Annotated in this window: 14 protein-coding genes; 5 read left to right on the top strand and 9 right to left on the bottom strand. The window is 64.8% G+C overall.

Features of this window, described 5'->3' with window-relative positions; all coding sequences use genetic code 11:
- Positions 1 to 46 precede the first annotated feature (46 nt).
- Together aroA and msrB are read left to right on the top strand one after the other, a co-directional pair.
- A complete protein-coding gene (gene aroA, locus ACERIT_RS01785; RefSeq protein WP_373673097.1) occupies positions 47 to 1,372 on the top strand; it encodes a 3-phosphoshikimate 1-carboxyvinyltransferase in 1,326 nt (441 codons plus the stop codon).
- A gap of 50 nt (positions 1,373 to 1,422) precedes the next feature.
- Positions 1,423 to 1,836 (top strand): peptide-methionine (R)-S-oxide reductase MsrB, encoded by a 414-nt coding sequence (msrB, locus tag ACERIT_RS01780; protein ID WP_373673096.1) that lies wholly within the window; start codon positions 1,423 to 1,425, stop codon positions 1,834 to 1,836.
- A gap of 62 nt (positions 1,837 to 1,898) precedes the next feature.
- On the opposite strand, the gene ACERIT_RS01775 is transcribed toward msrB, so the two are convergent.
- On the bottom strand, positions 1,899 to 2,621 hold the full coding sequence (locus ACERIT_RS01775) for an MBL fold metallo-hydrolase (RefSeq protein WP_373673095.1): 723 nt from the start codon (positions 2,619 to 2,621) through the stop codon (positions 1,899 to 1,901).
- 88 nt (positions 2,622 to 2,709) lie between these two features.
- A complete protein-coding gene (gene ligA / locus ACERIT_RS01770) occupies positions 2,710 to 4,548 on the bottom strand; it encodes an ATP-dependent DNA ligase LigA (RefSeq protein ID WP_373673094.1) in 1,839 nt (612 codons plus the stop codon).
- A 141-nt stretch (positions 4,549 to 4,689) separates the two neighbouring features.
- On the opposite strand from ligA, the gene ACERIT_RS01765 reads away from it, so the two are divergent.
- The gene (locus ACERIT_RS01765) at positions 4,690 to 6,240 is read left to right on the top strand and encodes a hypothetical protein (protein WP_373673093.1); all 1,551 of its coding nucleotides are present in this window, start codon (positions 4,690 to 4,692) and stop codon (positions 6,238 to 6,240) included.
- A 16-nt stretch (positions 6,241 to 6,256) separates the two neighbouring features.
- Here the strand turns inward: ACERIT_RS01765 and psmB are convergent, their stop codons facing one another.
- Complete coding sequence (gene psmB / locus ACERIT_RS01760) at positions 6,257 to 6,976, bottom strand: archaeal proteasome endopeptidase complex subunit beta (protein WP_373673092.1); 720 nt, start codon at positions 6,974 to 6,976, stop codon at positions 6,257 to 6,259.
- A gap of 133 nt (positions 6,977 to 7,109) precedes the next feature.
- Positions 7,110 to 7,271, bottom strand: a complete 162-nt coding sequence (locus ACERIT_RS01755; RefSeq protein ID WP_373673091.1) for a hypothetical protein — start codon at positions 7,269 to 7,271, stop codon at positions 7,110 to 7,112.
- A 278-nt stretch (positions 7,272 to 7,549) separates the two neighbouring features.
- Here ACERIT_RS01755 and ACERIT_RS01750 point away from each other — a divergent pair, with 278 nt between their 5' ends.
- Positions 7,550 to 7,909: a DUF555 domain-containing protein gene (locus tag ACERIT_RS01750; protein WP_373673090.1), complete on the top strand. Its 360-nt coding sequence runs from the start codon at positions 7,550 to 7,552 to the stop codon at positions 7,907 to 7,909.
- 83 nt (positions 7,910 to 7,992) lie between these two features.
- The gene (locus tag ACERIT_RS01745) at positions 7,993 to 8,532 is read left to right on the top strand and encodes a CBS domain-containing protein (protein WP_373673089.1); all 540 of its coding nucleotides are present in this window, start codon (positions 7,993 to 7,995) and stop codon (positions 8,530 to 8,532) included.
- Between the two features lie 231 nt (positions 8,533 to 8,763).
- Here ACERIT_RS01745 and purM read toward each other — a convergent pair whose 3' ends face one another.
- The 5 genes from purM to ACERIT_RS01720 all read right to left on the bottom strand — a co-directional run bounded on the left by purM (position 8,764) and on the right by ACERIT_RS01720 (position 15,402).
- Positions 8,764 to 9,753: a phosphoribosylformylglycinamidine cyclo-ligase gene (gene purM / locus ACERIT_RS01740; protein ID WP_373673088.1), complete on the bottom strand. Its 990-nt coding sequence runs from the start codon at positions 9,751 to 9,753 to the stop codon at positions 8,764 to 8,766.
- Positions 9,754 to 9,850: 97 nt separating this feature from the next.
- Positions 9,851 to 10,519: a metalloprotease gene (locus tag ACERIT_RS01735; RefSeq protein WP_373673087.1), complete on the bottom strand. Its 669-nt coding sequence runs from the start codon at positions 10,517 to 10,519 to the stop codon at positions 9,851 to 9,853.
- Positions 10,516 to 12,276 carry a TraB/GumN family protein gene (locus ACERIT_RS01730; protein ID WP_373673086.1) on the bottom strand — a complete coding sequence of 587 codons (1,761 nt, stop codon included), beginning with the start codon at positions 12,274 to 12,276 and terminating at the stop codon, positions 10,516 to 10,518. The genes ACERIT_RS01735 and ACERIT_RS01730 overlap by 4 nt, the downstream gene beginning before the upstream one ends.
- A gap of 79 nt (positions 12,277 to 12,355) precedes the next feature.
- A complete protein-coding gene (gene glmS / locus ACERIT_RS01725; protein WP_373673085.1) occupies positions 12,356 to 14,179 on the bottom strand; it encodes a glutamine--fructose-6-phosphate transaminase (isomerizing) in 1,824 nt (607 codons plus the stop codon).
- Positions 14,179 to 15,402: a sugar phosphate nucleotidyltransferase gene (locus ACERIT_RS01720; protein ID WP_373673084.1), complete on the bottom strand. Its 1,224-nt coding sequence runs from the start codon at positions 15,400 to 15,402 to the stop codon at positions 14,179 to 14,181. The genes glmS and ACERIT_RS01720 overlap by 1 nt, the downstream gene beginning before the upstream one ends.
- Between the last annotated feature and the right edge of the window lie 20 nt (positions 15,403 to 15,422).

Raw genomic sequence — 15,422 nt, 5'->3', positions numbered from 1 at the left:
GAGTCGGCTCCGGTACGCTGATATCCCAGGCGACGCACGCTCCGGTATGGACGCACGCATCACGCCCGGGACGGTACACGGACGGGTTCAGGCGCCCCCCTCGAAGAGTTACACTCACCGAGCGATCCTCGCTGCGGGCTACAGCGACGGAGCCCTCGTCCGGTCGCCGCTCGTGAGCGCCGACACGCGTGCCACGGCTCGCGCCGTCGAGGCGTTCGGCGGCGACGTCGACTACGAGGACGATCGCGACGCGTTCGTCGTGGATGGCTTCGGCGGCGAGCCGGCCGTCCCGGCCGACGTCATCGACTGTGCGAACTCCGGAACGACCACCCGACTCGTGGCGGGCGCGGCCGCACTCGCCGACGGCGGAAGCGTCCTTACCGGAGACACCTCGCTCCGTTCGCGTCCCCAGGGACCGCTTTTGGACGCGCTCTCGCAGCTGGGTGCACGTGCGGAATCGACCCGCGGAAACGGTCAGGCTCCGCTCGTTATCTTTGGCCCGGTCGAGGGCGGAACGGTCTCCATACCCGGCGACGTCTCCTCACAGTACGTCACCTCGCTACTCATGGCGGGTGCAGCCACGGCGGAGGGGATCGAGATATCGTTGACAACGGCGCTTAAATCAGCACCGTACGTCGACATCACTCTCGACGTGTTGGAATCATTCGGGGTGACCGCGGAGCCGCTCGACAGCGAGACGGCCGACGGTGCGGACGGATTTCACGTCGCCGGCGGCCAGAACTACGAGCCGACCGACGGCGAGTACGCCGTTCCCGGCGACTTCTCGTCGATGTCGTACCTCCTCGCTGCCGGCGCGGTCGCCGCGGCTCCCGACGAGGAGGTCGTCGTTCGGGGCGCCGCCGAAAGCGCTCAGGGTGACGCCGCGATCGTCTCGATCCTTGAGCGCATGGGCGCGGATGTCGAGTGGCGCCACTCGGAGGCCACGATCGTCGTCGGTCGCTCCGATCTCTCGGGAGTCACCGTCGACGTCGGTGACACGCCCGACCTCCTGCCGACGATCGCGGCCCTGGGGGCCGTGGCCGACGGCGAGACGCGAATCGAAAACTGCGAACACGTCCGCTATAAGGAGACCGACCGCGTGTCCGCGATGGCCGAGGAGCTGGAAGCGATGGGTGCACGTGTCACCGAGAAACCGGACGTGCTCACGATTCACGGCAGCGAGAGCGACCTCAACGGGGCCGTCGTGGATGGTCGCGGCGATCATCGGTTGGTGATGGCGCTTTCGGTCGCCGCGCTCGTGGCCGATGGCAAGACGACGGTGCGGGGTGCCGAACACGTCGACGTCTCGTTCCCCGGGTTTTTCGACGCCCTCTTCGATCTCGGCGTGTCGGTCGATCTCGAGGAGGAATGACCGTCCCTACTGACGAAACACCCTTCGCCGTGGGGCGAGTATTCGTCGGTATGAACGACGGTGAGAACACGGTTGAACGCGATGAAACCGAGTGGCGCGAACGTCTCTCCGAGGAGGAGTATCGAGTTCTCCGGGAGAACGGGACCGAGGCACGCTTTTCGGGCGAGTACGTCGATCATGACGCCGACGGCGTCTATCGATGTGCGGGGTGTGGCTCCCTTCTCTTCGAATCCGAGACGAAATACCACTCCGGCTGCGGCTGGCCGGCGTTTTATGCTGCGACGGACGGATCGGTCACGACACAGGTCGACGAGAGCCACGGCATGCGCCGAACCGAGGTTCGGTGCGCCTCGTGTGACTCCCATCTGGGCCACGTCTTCGAGGACGGTCCCGACCCGACCGGAAAGCGATTCTGTATCAACTCCGTGGCGATGGAGTTCGACGACGACCCCGAAGATCGGTAAGCACTCCTCGCTCCGCTGCCTGCTCGGGACGCGTTACTGGTTGGCTGCCCGATCGGGGCACGTCACTGGTTCGCCGACCGCTCGTCGAGTGCGACCGGGATCGAACGCAACGCGACGTCGGCGGCGAATGCCGGACCGTCGGCCGAAAGCTGTTCGAAGGTGTCGTAGTGGATCGGAACGACGAGATCGGGGTCCATCCGTTCGGCCAGATCGGCCGCCTCGTGTCGATCCGAAACGATTCCGCCGCCGCCGATGTTCGCGAGGAACAACGAGACGTCGAGCTCCGTGAACCCCTCGAGTGCGTCGGAATCGCCCGGCCAGAACACGGTCATCCCCGCAAGCGACAGCAGGAATCCGCAACCGAATCCCTCGGGATGTGGGACCGTTCCGTCCGGGGCGGCACACGGTCCGTCGGGCTCGTTGTACGCCGGGACCGACCAGAGGGCCACGTCGCCCACCGAGAGGTGCTCCTCGTCAGAGACGCGAACCACTGTGAAGTCGTCGGCTAACGAGTCGACGGACTCGACGTCGCGGTCGATCCGATCCGCATCCACTGCCTCGTGGATCACGATCGTCGCGTCGTCATCGGCCACCGATCGGATCCCTGCGGAGCTGTAGTGGTGATCGTGGGTGACAACGACGAGGTCACCGTCGCGGGCCCAGTAGTCGTCCAACACGCCGTACCGCCCGGGATCGGTATAGGCGACGACCCCGTCGGTCGTCTCGAGACGCGCCGTCGCGTACCCGAGCCACTCCACGGTCAGATCGTCGTGACGAACCGTCATGCCCGTTCCCATGAACTCGGGGGCTTTGAGCGTGTCGACGGGTCGGACGCGTTACTCCTCGTCCGCCCGGACTGAGGGGTCGGACGCGTTACTCCTCGTCGGCCAGTCGTTCGACGCGCGTGAGCGTGTCCGCGTCGGCGACGTCCTTGTCCTCGCGCACCCCGAGAAATCGCGGGAATCGGAGCGCATACCCGGAGCCGTAGGTCGGCGACTGCTGTATCTCCTCGTAGCCGACCTCGAGGACGATCGCGGGGCGAACGTCGACGTCCGTCCCGTCCTCGGCGCGAACGTAGGGTTCGAGGCGGTCGGTGAGTGATTCCAGTTCGGCGTCGGTGAGTCCGGTCGCCACCTTGCCGATCGGTTCGAAGTTCGTGTCCCCGCTCTGGTCGGAGGCGCGAACGGAGACCTCGAAGGTTCCGAGAGTCGACGCCCGCCGACCCTCTCCCCACTCCGCGCCCGTCACGACGAGATCCAGGGTCTCGACGTCCGGCTTACGCTTGAGCCACCGTTGGCCACGATCGCCGGGGGTATAGGCCGCGTCCGGATCCTTGAGCATGACCCCCTCGTGGCCTGCCGACAGTGCCTGCGCTTCGATCGCCGCGATTGCGTCCGCGTCCTCGACGATCGATACCGCCGCGCTCCGCTCCGGGAGGATCGATCGCAGCCGGTCGTGTCGCCGGAGGAACTGTGTATCGAGCAGATCCTCGCCGTCGGCGTGGAGACAGTCGAACGCGTGCAACCGGAGTTTGACTTCCTCTCGCATCCGACCGACGTCGTGTTTTCGTCGGAATCGTCGAAGAACCTCCTGAAACGGAAGTGGATCGCCGTCCGCATCGACCGCGACGACCTCCCCGTCGAGGATCACCGGCACGTCGACCGCCGATTCGACCCGTTCTGCGATCTCCGGCAGCGCGTCGGTCACGTCGTCCATATTCCGTGAGTACAGTTCCGGACCGATCCCGTCCGCCGGGGCATAATGGATCTGTATCCGCGCGCCGTCGAATTTGGTCTCGACGGCCGCTCGACCCCACGCGTCGATCGCGTCCGCCGCCGTCCCGGCCTGTGCGAGCATCGCCTGTACCGGCCGACCGATCTCCAGTCCCTCCTCAAGAAGCCCTTCGCGCCCGCGATCCCGGGCAAGCGCCGCGACACGACCGTAATCGTTCGTCACCTGAAGCGCGCGTGTCACCGTCGCGACCGGATCGAGGTCGCCCTCCGTTCCGGTCAACCTACCCTGATTCCCGTTCGTCTCCCCGGAATCGTGTTCCGGATCATCGAGGCGAGTCTCCGGATCGTCGTGCGCGTCCGCGTCCTCGGAGCCGGACGGGAGGAAAGCCTCCGTGATGGCGTCGCGAATCGCTCCCTCGCCGACGCCAAGGCGCATCTCACCGAGCACGAGCCTGGCGAGGACCCGCGCCTCCGCCGAGTCACACCGGTTGAACAACCCGAACAGCTCATCAAGTTTGGTACGCTCGCTCCCTTCGCCCTCCGTGGCGGCGATCGACCGCAGTCGTCGATCGACCTCGGCGACGGTGAGAGACTTCGCTGCCGCGGAGTTTGTCGAGCCGGGCGAGTCGACCGAGCCGGGCGAGCTAGCCATGAACGCCGTCAGCCCGCGTTGCCCCCCGAACTCGTAGGATGCCGCGACCGCACCGATCTCCCCGATATCCGCGAGACGGTCCTCCACGTCCGCGGGATCCACGTTCGGCCCGGCGGCCTTCGCGATCGCCTCCCGACAAAGCGAGGGCCCGACGTCGAGCGTTCGCGTGTCGTGTGCCGGGAAGACGCGGCCAAGCAGGAATCGGACGACCGTCTTCAAGTCGTCGTTCGCGTCTTCGAGCAGGTCGCCGACGAGCCCGACCGTCTCGAGGTCCGCCGGGGTCGATTCGATCGCAGTCGCCCGGTCGGCGAACGCGGTGAACTCCATACCCGAGGTCGGCGATCGGACGACAAAAGCGCGCCGATGGATCGGTGGCATCGGTCGCCGCCAGGGCCATCTGCACTTCCGCGGGAACGACGTCCGTTCCGGGTCACCGATATTTATACCGTGGTAGCTGTGTAACCCGGTATGGACACCGATCACGATCTCTCCACCCGCGTTCGGGAGGTTCTCGACGTCGATCGGGATGCGTTCGCCAGTCGGGCCGCCGAGGAGGCGGAGATCGTCAAACAACGACTTCGGGAGGGTGCCTTCGACAATCATCAGTCGATCGTCGGATTCGAATACGAGTTCTACGCGGTCGCCGACGGGCGCTGGAGCGCGGAGTCGCGGGCCGGCGAGTACGCGCTCATGCGCGTTCCGCGACGGCTCCTCCAGTTGATCGGTTTCGAGAAGGAACTCGGTCTCCACAACGCCGAAATGTCAACTAGCCCACAGCCGTTTTCCGAACACGGGCTCCAGGCACAGCTGTCGGAGGTTCGAGCGCGTCTACAGGCCGCACTCGATTGTACGTCCGCAGAAGGGATGCGACTCGTCTCCGACGGGATCTGGACGATCCCGCCCGCCGGCGAGATGGCCACGGAGTATCTCGACGACAGCGTCGAGATCGATGGAATCCGGATTGCGACGAACATGACTGACGCCGTTCGCTATCACGCGATGGCCAACGCGACCGGCGGGGATGACACCGACCGGCAGACGCGGCTTTCTGCACCCGGCGTCTCCTTTACGACCGGGACGGTCATGCCCGAGAGCCTAATCACGTCCATCCAGCCCCATTATCAGGTCTCTCAGGCCGCGACGCTGCCGGTTCACTTTCGGTACGCGCTCCGGATCGCGGGTCCGCTCCTGGCGCTCGGAGTCAACTCGCCGTTCTTCCCGCCGGAGATGTATGACGACGACTGGGACGCCGAACGCGTGCTCTCCGAGGGGGCACGCGAAAACCGGATCCACGTCTTCGAGTCGGTTCTGAACGACCGCACCGCCGATCCGAAGGTCCGATTTCCGGCGGACCTCGAGACCACGGAGGAGGCGGTCGATCGGATCGCCGCGGACGAGGCGTTCGTCCCGATGGACCCCGAACCGGGAACGCGTTTCGACGACGACTTCGCGACCTTCCGAACGAAACACGGTACCTACTGGCGGTGGGTCCGTCCGGTCTTCGACGGGGCGACCCGCTCTGCGGCCAACGCGCGCATCGAGTTTCGGCCGATCGCGGCCCAGCCGACGGTCCGCGACTCGATCGCCTTCCAAGCCGCCTTCGCGGGGCTGCTGGAGGAGCTTCCGAGACGCGAACATCCAGTCGTCGACCTTCCGTGGGAGCGCGCCCACGAGAACTTCTATGCGGCCGTCGCCGACGGGCTTGACGCCGACCTCAACTGGATCGCGAACCACGGCGACCTGACTACCGACCACGAGGAGATCTTCGAGGATCTGCTAAACCACGCGGTCGCGGGGCTCGAATCGGCGGGCTGTTCCCCCTCGGAGGCCGAACGGTGGATCGCGCCGCTTCGCTGGCGTGCCCACGAGCAGATCACGCCGGCGAGTTGGAAACGCGATCGTGTCAGCGAGCGGATCGACGACGGGGACCCATTTGCGGTGGCCGTCGAGGAGACACAACGCGAATACATTCGAAAACAGTCGGAGACGCTCGTCGACGGTGGCTTCTCGGAGTGGTAAGGAACGTCTGTCGGGGTTACAGAACCTCGTCGAACTCCTTGTGCCGAGTGATCTCAACGCCTTCCTCGGTGACGACGGCGACGTTGATGCCGTTTCCAGACGCGAGGTCCCGTTCGACGGCAGACTCGATCGCCCGCGCTGCGAGAGTCTTTGCGTCCTCGATCGCCATTTCCTCGTTGAACTCCTGTTCGAGAACGCCGAGCGCGTACTGGGATCCGGAGCCGGTGACGGTGTAGTCCTCCTCCGTGGTTCCGCCCAACGCATCGATCGAGTAGATGTGTGGACCCTCCTCGTCGACGCCGCCGAGGATCGGCTGAACGACGAAGAACGCGCCCGACCGAAGGAGATTGCCCGTCAGCGTCGAGAGCGCCTCCATCGACATGTCCTTGCCACGACGAGCCTCATAGAGGTTCGTCTCCGCTTGGAGCGTGGAGATGAGCGACTGGGCGGCAGAGACCGATCCGGCGATGGTCAACGCGCCGGTCGGGTGGATCTGCTCGACCTTCTGGACGTCCTTCGAGGAGACCATATAGCCCATCGAGGCCCGCATGTCCGTGGCCAGAACGACCCCGTCCTCGGTTGTGAGACCGACGGTTGTCGTTCCGGTCTTCATGCCCTCCTCATCGCCTGCCTCCGCCGCGCGCCGCTCGCTCTCGGAGAACTCGCCAAGCTCCGGTCCGAAGACCGGCCGGTCGTCGGACAGCTCCTCCGTGAGATCGCCTGTCGATGTTCGCATTAGGTACGCGTTCGCCGCCGGCGCTGATAAAGGCAACCCTTCGGTCGCAACGGGAGTTTCGGATCATGCCCGCCACTCGGCCGCATCCGTCACTCAGCTGTGTCCATCATTCGTGCCCATCATTCGATACCCGTCACTCGGTCGCGCCGGCCACCTCGACGAGCCGTCGGACCGGGATCGAAAACGGGATCCCAGCCCTGTGTGCTGCGAGTGCGAACGGGAAGACGGCGATCCCGAAGGCGATGGTCAACTGTGTGAGGCCGGTCCGGAGGATTCGATACAGGCGGGTTATCATCGGTCTTCGATTGCCGCCAGTCCTCCCCCGTATATATACGTTCCGTCCGGAGGTCCCGGCGGCTTCCGGCGATCTTCCGAAAACGATCCGATTCGGCGAACGTCGTGCCGATCGTCGAACTCCACTCCGGATACGATCGCTGGGTGCGAGCCACTATCCGCATAACGTATCAGGATGGGTTCTCAGTCGTCCGCCTATTGATCGGCCACGAAACCCGGGGTTTGGCCACACCGGATGGAAACCGCAAAGCACGAAACCCCGGACCTCCTCAATCGGGTATGAGCAACTACTTTGTCGCGATGGAGGCTGCTTGGTTGGTTCGAGATGTCGACGACGTCGATGACGCGATCGGCGTCGCCGTCAGCGAGGCCGGAAAGCGGCTCAACGAGACGGACAAACAGTACGTAGAGGTCGAGGTCGGCGCCACGCCGTGTCCGGCCTGTGGCGAGCCGTTCGATTCGGCGTTCATCGCCGCCGGAACGGCCCTCGTCGGACTGCTGCTCGAGATCGAGATCTTCAACGCGGACAGCGAGGAACACGCCTCCCGCATCGCGAAAAGCGAGGTCGGTGGGGCGCTTCGTGACGTCCCGCTTGAGGTGATCGAGGTCGTCGAGAGGGACGAGGGCGACGAAGAATAACGCCGATCATCGTTCACGCGTCGTTCCAGGGCGAGAAAGATCGACGCCGAAAGCTTTTCTAATAACCGTTAGTTATAGCGTGTATGGAGCTTCCGACCCCACAGGACCTGCGCGAGCGTCGAACCTCCCTCGGACTCACCCAAAGTGAGCTCGCCGACGCGGCGGGCGTCTCACAGCCGTTGATCGCTCGGATCGAGGGCGGGGACGTCGACCCTCGACTCTCGACGCTTCGGCGCATCGTCAATGCGCTTGAGGAGGCGGAAGGCGAGGTCGTCCGGGCACGCGATCTGATGCATGAGGACGTGATAAGCGTCGCTCCCGACGACGCCGCCCGTGATGCCGTGGAACTGATGGAACGGGAGGCCTACTCGCAGCTTCCCGTGTTACAAAGCGGGATCCCGGTCGGATCGATAAGCCAAAGCGACATCGTCCACGCCGGCGAGGACGTAAGCGAGCTCCCGGTCAGCGAGGTCATGAGCGAGTCGTTCCCGACCGTCGCTCCCGACGCCACCGTCGACGAACTCCGGAACCTCCTCGATCACTACAAGGCCGTCATGGTGACGGATGGCGGCGAAACGGTCGGAATAATCACCGAGGCCGACATCGCCGCACACCTCTCTTGAGTCGAACGGCGCGTAACGACGACATCATCGACGGCCGGTCTCCGTTCGTGCTCCTCCCTCCACTACTCTCCAGCCAGGTTTATCACCGATTGCGCGCCAGCCCCCGCGTGCGTTGACGATCGACCTATCCTCGGTCAAGGCGGGTGTGGCACGTGCCGGGATGGAGCGGTGTGCCGTGTGCCCTGTTCGCCATGTTCCCGGAAGCGACAGCTTTCCCGTCCGACCTGCGCCTCAGAGTTCGAGTCCGCGGATCGCCACGCCGTCCCCGTCCTCGACGTGACCGATCACGCGACCGTCGCTCGCGTCGGCCAACTCCTTGGCCCGATCCGGATCGATCGCGGCGACGAATCCCGTCCCCATGTTGAACGTTCGATGCATCTCCTCAGCGGAGACGTTCCCCTCCGTTCGCACGAACTCGAAGACCGACTGTGGATCGTAGGGGTCGTCGATCGCATAGCGGTTCTCGCCGAGCCGTTCGAGGTTCCCCCATCCACCGCCGGTGACGTGAGCGGCGCCACGAGCGCCGTGTTCGCGAAGCGGGTCAAGGAGATCGGTGTAGATCCTGGTCGGCTCTAGGAGAGCTTCTCCGATCGTCGAATAGCCGTCATACGGGAAGGGATCCGTGTAGGAGTGGTTTCGCGTCGCCGCCTCGCGAGCGAGTGTCAATCCGTTGGAGTGAATCCCGGAGGACGGCCACCCGACGATCGCATCGCCCGGTTCGGCGACGCCTTCGAAGACGGCACCCTTCGCGGCGAGACCCGCACAGGTTCCGGCAAGATCGAGTCCACGGACCACTTCGGGCATCACGGCCGTTTCGCCGCCGATCAGCTCGATGTCGGCACGTTCCGCGCCGACGGCGAGTCCATCTCCGACCTGTTCGGCGAAGGTCTCGTCCGGCTCCTCCACCGCGAGGTAATCGACGAATGCGACCGGTCGAACCCCCGCAGCCACGAGGTCGTTGACGTTCATCGCGATGCAGTCGATGCCGATCGTGGAGTAGTCGTCAAGCGCCTCGGCTACGAGCAGTTTCGTTCCAACTCCATCGGTCGCAAGCGCCAGATATCGGTCCCCGATGTCGAGCAATCCGGCGTAATCGCCCTTCGAGTCGCCGACCGCATCGACGAGCGCCGCCGTCGCGGCCTCGCTCGCGTCGATGTCGACTCCGGTGTCCGCGTACGTGAGTCTCGGTTTCTCCTCGTTCGTGGTCTCCTCGTCGCTCATAGTCGTGAAGGTGGCGCGCCGGTGGAAAAACACACCGCTTGCCGGCGGGGATAGCGAGTGTGACCGCTCGCTCGATCGTCGCTGGTCGCGCTCCGAATCAGAACGCGTACACGCCGGCCCCCGAGATCAGAAAGCCGACCGTCGCGATCGCCGAAACGGCGAACGTGATCGCCCAGACGGGTTTACTCCAGGTGATCACGGTCCGCCCGTCGAGGGGACCATACGGAATCAGGTTGAATGCCGCGAGAAACAGGTTGATCGCGACCCCACGCGCGCCGAGCACGGACAGGATATCCGAAGCGGTCGCGAACCCGATGAACAGTATCGGCACGAACACGACGCTCAACACGAGGTTCACGGCCGGGCCTGCCAGCGCAATGTGGCCGTGTTCGCGGTGGGTGATCCGTCCTCGGTGATGAACCGCGCCGGGCGCGGCGAAGATGAATCCGAGAAGGGCGGACATCACCGCCAGAAACAACATTCCGTGATCCGCCCGAAACTCGGCGATCTGGTCGTATCGAACCGCGACGACCTTGTGTCCGACCTCGTGAAACAGAAACGCCACGCCGGCGGTTGCCAGACTGACGAACACCAGGACGATGCCGGTAGGCGAAAGCAGCGACCCGATCGCCCCCGCACCTCCCTCGAAGAAGATCGCGAAAGCGATACCGAGTGCTATCCAGGCCACCAGGAGATCCTTGAGTTCGGTGCCGCTGAACTGAAGGCCCCCGATCCGGACGCCACGGGAATTTTGTCGGGCAGTCATCGCGTTACGAGCACCTCCCAGATCGTCTCCGCACTTTGGCGTGCTCCCTCGATCATCAATCGGGAGACGCCGTCGATTCCGCCGAGTTCGGCACCGAACAGCGGCAGTAGATACGTCGCGAACAGGAAGCTCGCGACGACGCTTCCCACGTTCGTCATCGCGACGATCATGATGAGCCGAAACAGGGGAACCTCGAACATCTCGGAGATGATCCGGGACATCGGTTTCGTCTCATCGGAGATGACCTCGTTGAGCGTGGCGATATCGCTTACGTTGACCGACAGGCTCCGAAGCTCGACCCATCCGGCGAACCAGCCGGGCGCGAGCATCGGGTTGATCGACGTCATCCACGCGACCGCGCCGCCGACCCCGGCGGACGTCCAGCGTGCCCCGGCCAGCTTAGCAAACGTGAACGCAAAGGCGGCGTTGATCGCGAACCACGCAGCGAACACCCGCAGGAGATACCCCCGTTGGACGCCCGCCATCGCGAGCAGGAGGAAGAACGCGACGAACACGACCGTGATGCCGTACCCGATGATCGTTCCCCACGGGATCCCGCGTCCGGCGTTTCGCTCGTGGCCGACGAGCGTCTCCATTGCCGGGAGACGCGAGGAGTCTTCCAGATATGATTCGATCCCTTGTCTGTGCCCCGCGCCGACGACGGCAACGACGTCGAAGCCCTGCTCGCGGAGCGCGACGAGCCGGTGCGCGATGAAGGCGTCACGTTCGTCGATCAGGGCTTCGGCACCGCCGGGGGAAAACTGCCGGAACTCCTCCATCATCATGGTCACGACATCCGCATCCGTGAGGTCCTCGACGTCCAATCCGTCGATCCCCTCCTCGGTTTGCAACTCGTTACCACCGAGGAGTCCGATGAGTGAGGCAATGACGAGTCCGACGCCCACTCCGGAAAGCAGGCCAAGTCCAAGGCTGCCGATCGCACGGATGGTAAACTGGCTGAACACGGCATTGAGCGGGCCATCGAGAACGCCGGTCCCCGCAACCACCATCGCGGTCGCGATTCCGGTTCCAAGCGCGACGAACAATCGATCGTCGGGATCGGAGACGATCGGCGATCCTCTCTCGAAGAGATACGCGATCACGCCTCCTACGAGTACGCCGCCGGCAACCCGGGTGAGGAGGACTTCGGTGACGCCGATCGAGCCGCCGAATAACGCGATCGCGGGACCAACGAGAATCCCCACGATCAGTCCGATCGTCACCCCGACGATCCGCGGATCGGTGATGCCGAAGGCGAGTCCACCGACCATACGGAGCTTCTCCAGGATGGTCATGCGGGCCCAGAACCGCTGGATAGTCGTCTGAATGTCGCGGTCGACCAACGCGACGTCGAGCCCCAGCGACTGGGCGGTCTCGACGGCGGCCATCATATCCGCGCCAGGCTCGATATCGAACCGTTCGCCCAACTGGGACTGGACGTACGACAGCATCCAGTAGGCGAGGAACTGAAAGACGGTGTTGCCACGCAGGAGATCACTGGCGTCGAGATCGTCGGGCGTTCCCCCCTGAAGCTGGCGATATCGCCCTTCGTCGAGTTCGACTGCGACGACGTCCGGGCGCTCGCGATCTATCGTCTCTTCGACCTCGGTGACGCTCTCCGAGGAGACGTGAGCGGTTCCGACGACGGTCACCGATCCCGGCTTCGGCGTCTCTCCAGTGGCTGCTGACGGAGAGGATGGCGGTTCGTCCAGGGGCGTTACGGTCGGGTCCCCGGATCGATCCGGCGTTTCGGGCATTGCTACTCGATAGTCGATCCCGCCGTATAGGAATTGTGAGTCGGACCCGTGGGGCTCCGTCTCGTCGGAGACCCGCCGATCACTCCACAGTCACGCTCTTTGCGAGGTTTCGTGGCTTGTCGATCGGTCGGCCCAGATCGTTGGCGAGGTGATAGGACACGAGCTGCAGTTGCACGTTGGTCAACACGGGCGCGGTAAGCGGATGTGTCTCGGGGATCTCGAGAACGAGATCGGCGTATCGTTCCGCCTCCGAACGACCGTCCGTCACGGCCACGACCGGCGCGTCGCGCGCCTCGACTTCCTTTATGTTCCCGATCGTCTTTCGGGCGCGCTCGCCATCGCCGGTGACGATCGCGAACACCGGTGTAGCGGGCGTGACAAGCGCCAACGGTCCGTGTTTCAGCTCTCCGGCGGCAAACCCCTCCGCGTGCTCGTAGCTTATCTCCTTACATTTCAACGCGCCTTCCAGTGCGACCGGGAACTGTCTGTCTCGACCGATGAAGAAGTAGGCGTCCGAATCGGCGATCTCCGCGGCGACCTCGCGGGCATCGGTGGTGTCGAGAACCGTCTGTATAGCACCGGGGAGATCCCGGAGTGCCTCGATGAGTGGATCGAGATCTTCGGCGAGACCGACGAGATCCTCCGTCAACAGGAGGGTGGCCATCAGTTGGGAGGAGAACGTCTTCGTCGCGGCGACCCCGATCTCGGGGCCCGCCCGGATGTAGACGACGTCGTCGCACTCGCGAGCCGCCGTCGAGTTTACCTGGTTCGTCACCGCCAGCGTCCTCGCGCCCCTCGCGCGCGCCTCCCGAAGCGCAGCGAGGGTGTCCGCGGTCTCTCCGCTTTGGGTGACTCCGATGACGAGCGTTCCCTTGCCAAGCGGCGCCGGCGCGGTTGCGTACTCGCTCGCGAGGTGTGCCGCGGCCGGCACGCCCGCCCCACGCAACAACGTCGCGGCGTACACTGCTGCGTGGTATGACGTCCCACAGGCCACGATCTGTACGGAAGTCGGCTCCTCGAGGTCGGAGAGCTCCTCGATCTCGATCGTTCCGTCGAGCTCGTCGAGACGTCCGGAAAGACACTGTCGAAGCGCGTCGGGTTGCTCGTTGATCTCCTTTAGCATGTAGTGGTCGTAGCCACTCTTCCCGGTCGCCTCAGCGGTGTATTCGACCGTTTCGACCGAGACTTCGACCGGGGATCGGTCCGCGTCCATTACCGTCCAGTCGTCCGGTCGAAGTTCAACCCGCTGGCCGTCCTCCAGAAAGACGACATCCCGCGTCCGCTCGATGAAAGCCGGAACGTCGCTTGCGAGATACGTCGCACGCTCGTCGACGCCCATCACGAGCGGCGATCCCTGTCTCGCGGCAAAGATCGCCTCGTGGCCATCGACCACGACACAGAGCGCGTAACTCCCCTCGAGGCGATCCACGACCGCGTGGAAGGCATCGGCGGGCGAGCATCCGCCATCCCCATTCGTGGCGTCCGATCCGCTCTCGAGTTCGCGGGCGATGAGGTGGGGAACGACTTCCGTGTCCGTCTCGCTCGTGAAGGTGACGCCCTCCGCCTCCAGTTCGTCTCGGATCCGTTGATAATTCTCGATGATCCCGTTGTGAACCACTGCGACTCGCCCCGATTCGTCGGTATGTGGGTGTGCGTTCCGGTCGGCGGGCGGACCGTGCGTGCTCCAGCGGGTATGCCCGACTCCGAAATCGCCGGTCGGCGGCTCCTCGGCTACCGTTTTCCGAAGCTCATCGAGTTCGCCCGCCCGTTTTCGAGTCTCCAGAACGGGTCCGAGCGCGACGCCCGCAGAGTCGTAGCCACGATACTCCAGATTACCCAGCCCGTCCATCAGGGTCTCCAGCGTCCCGTTCGGACAGCCCATACAGCCGACGATCCCGCACATTACCGGACCACCTCGCTTTCGGAATCGATCTCGCCGTCTACGGTCGCGCCCGGTCCGACGCGCGCGTCATGGCCGATGATCGTGCCCGGTTCCGTGACCGAGCCGCCGCCGAGTTCGCCACGATCGGCGAGGACTGCACCGATCTCGACTGCCTCGTGAATTCTCGTTCCTCGTCGCACATCTCCCGGTCCGCCCGGAATCGTGGCGCCTGCGCCGACGTGGACGTTCTCCCCGGAAACGAGATCGACGACGGTCGCGTTCGAGCCGATGCGGCCATCGGCATCCACCACCGTATCACGGACGACCGCGCCCGAGCCGATCGTGGAGCCGGTTCCGATTGCGGCGTGTGGACCGACCACGGCCCCGGCACGAACGACAACGCCCTCGTCGATCGCAACCGGAGGAACGAGCGTCGCAGTCCCGTGGATCCGCGCGTCGTCGGCGACGTAGACATTCCGACGAACCTCCGGTAGCGATACGTCGCGATTGGAGAGGATCTCCCGCGTCAGCGTCCGCAGATCCCACGGATAGGTGGCGTCTCGCCAGTACGCATCGGTTTGGACTGCCTGCACGTTCGCCCCCTCCGAAACCAGTTTTGCGATGGCGTCGGGCAATAGGATCGATCCGTCGCGTGGGTCGACCGAGTCGAGGGTCCCGAAGATCTCCGGTTCGAGCGCGTACACGCCCGCATTGAGCAGTCGATAGTCATCTCCGCCCGGTTGCTCGAGGAGTTTCGTCACCTGGCCGGCCTCGATCGCGACGGCACCGTACTGTGGGGCTCTGTCGGCCTCGACGACCGCGATGGTGGCCGGCCCCGCCCCGTGTCCGTGACCCGTCCGAACCTCGGCGACCATCTCCGTGTCGACGATCTGGTCACCGTTGACGACGAGGAACGGCGTCTCGATCGCCTCCCGGGCCTGCAACAGCGCGTGTCCGCTGCCGAGTTGGTGGGTCTGTTCGTGATAGGTAACTCCGACACCACGGTACTCGTCGCCGACGTGTGATCGGACGCGGTCACCGCCGTAGCCGACGATGAGGTGGATGTCCCTCACGTCGGCGTCGACGAGTGCGTCGAGGACGTGTTCGAGGATCGGCCGCGTTGCGGCCGGAAGCATCGGCTTCGGCCGGTGGGCGGTAAGCGGGCGTAGCCGTCGCCCCTCGCCGGCGGCGAGCACGACGGCGGTTTCCGGGCCCGCGTTCGACTCGGGGGGGTTCCGTGACATGTTCCGGTTCACGACAGGTG

The sequence above is a fragment of the Halopenitus sp. H-Gu1 genome, assembly GCF_041821145.1.
Classification (GTDB): Archaea; Halobacteriota; Halobacteria; order Halobacteriales; family Haloferacaceae; genus Halopenitus.
The sequence above is the reverse complement of the archived record's forward strand: the minus strand, read 5'-3'. Positions and strand labels throughout refer to the sequence as shown.

Bases quoted from the DNA above. Each gene is read 5' to 3' on its own strand.
- ACERIT_RS01755 (WP_373673091.1), bottom strand. From the start codon at position 7,271: ATGATAACCCGCCTGTATCGAATCCTCCGGACCGGCCTCACACAGTTG.
- msrB (WP_373673096.1), top strand. From the start codon at position 1,423: ATGAACGACGGTGAGAACACGGTTGAACGCGATGAAACCGAGTGGCGC.
- glmS (WP_373673085.1), bottom strand. From the start codon at position 14,179: ATGTGCGGGATCGTCGGCTGTATGGGCTGTCCGAACGGGACGCTGGAG.
- ACERIT_RS01720 (WP_373673084.1), bottom strand. From the start codon at position 15,402: ATGTCACGGAACCCCCCCGAGTCGAACGCGGGCCCGGAAACCGCCGTC.
- ACERIT_RS01730 (WP_373673086.1), bottom strand. From the start codon at position 12,276: ATGCCCGAAACGCCGGATCGATCCGGGGACCCGACCGTAACGCCCCTG.
- psmB (WP_373673092.1), bottom strand. From the start codon at position 6,976: ATGCGAACATCGACAGGCGATCTCACGGAGGAGCTGTCCGACGACCGG.
- ACERIT_RS01750 (WP_373673090.1), top strand. From the start codon at position 7,550: ATGAGCAACTACTTTGTCGCGATGGAGGCTGCTTGGTTGGTTCGAGAT.
- ligA (WP_373673094.1), bottom strand. From the start codon at position 4,548: ATGGAGTTCACCGCGTTCGCCGACCGGGCGACTGCGATCGAATCGACC.
- aroA (WP_373673097.1), top strand. From the start codon at position 47: ATGGACGCACGCATCACGCCCGGGACGGTACACGGACGGGTTCAGGCG.
- ACERIT_RS01745 (WP_373673089.1), top strand. From the start codon at position 7,993: ATGGAGCTTCCGACCCCACAGGACCTGCGCGAGCGTCGAACCTCCCTC.
- ACERIT_RS01765 (WP_373673093.1), top strand. From the start codon at position 4,690: ATGGACACCGATCACGATCTCTCCACCCGCGTTCGGGAGGTTCTCGAC.
- ACERIT_RS01735 (WP_373673087.1), bottom strand. From the start codon at position 10,519: ATGACTGCCCGACAAAATTCCCGTGGCGTCCGGATCGGGGGCCTTCAG.
- ACERIT_RS01775 (WP_373673095.1), bottom strand. From the start codon at position 2,621: ATGACGGTTCGTCACGACGATCTGACCGTGGAGTGGCTCGGGTACGCG.
- purM (WP_373673088.1), bottom strand. From the start codon at position 9,753: ATGAGCGACGAGGAGACCACGAACGAGGAGAAACCGAGACTCACGTAC.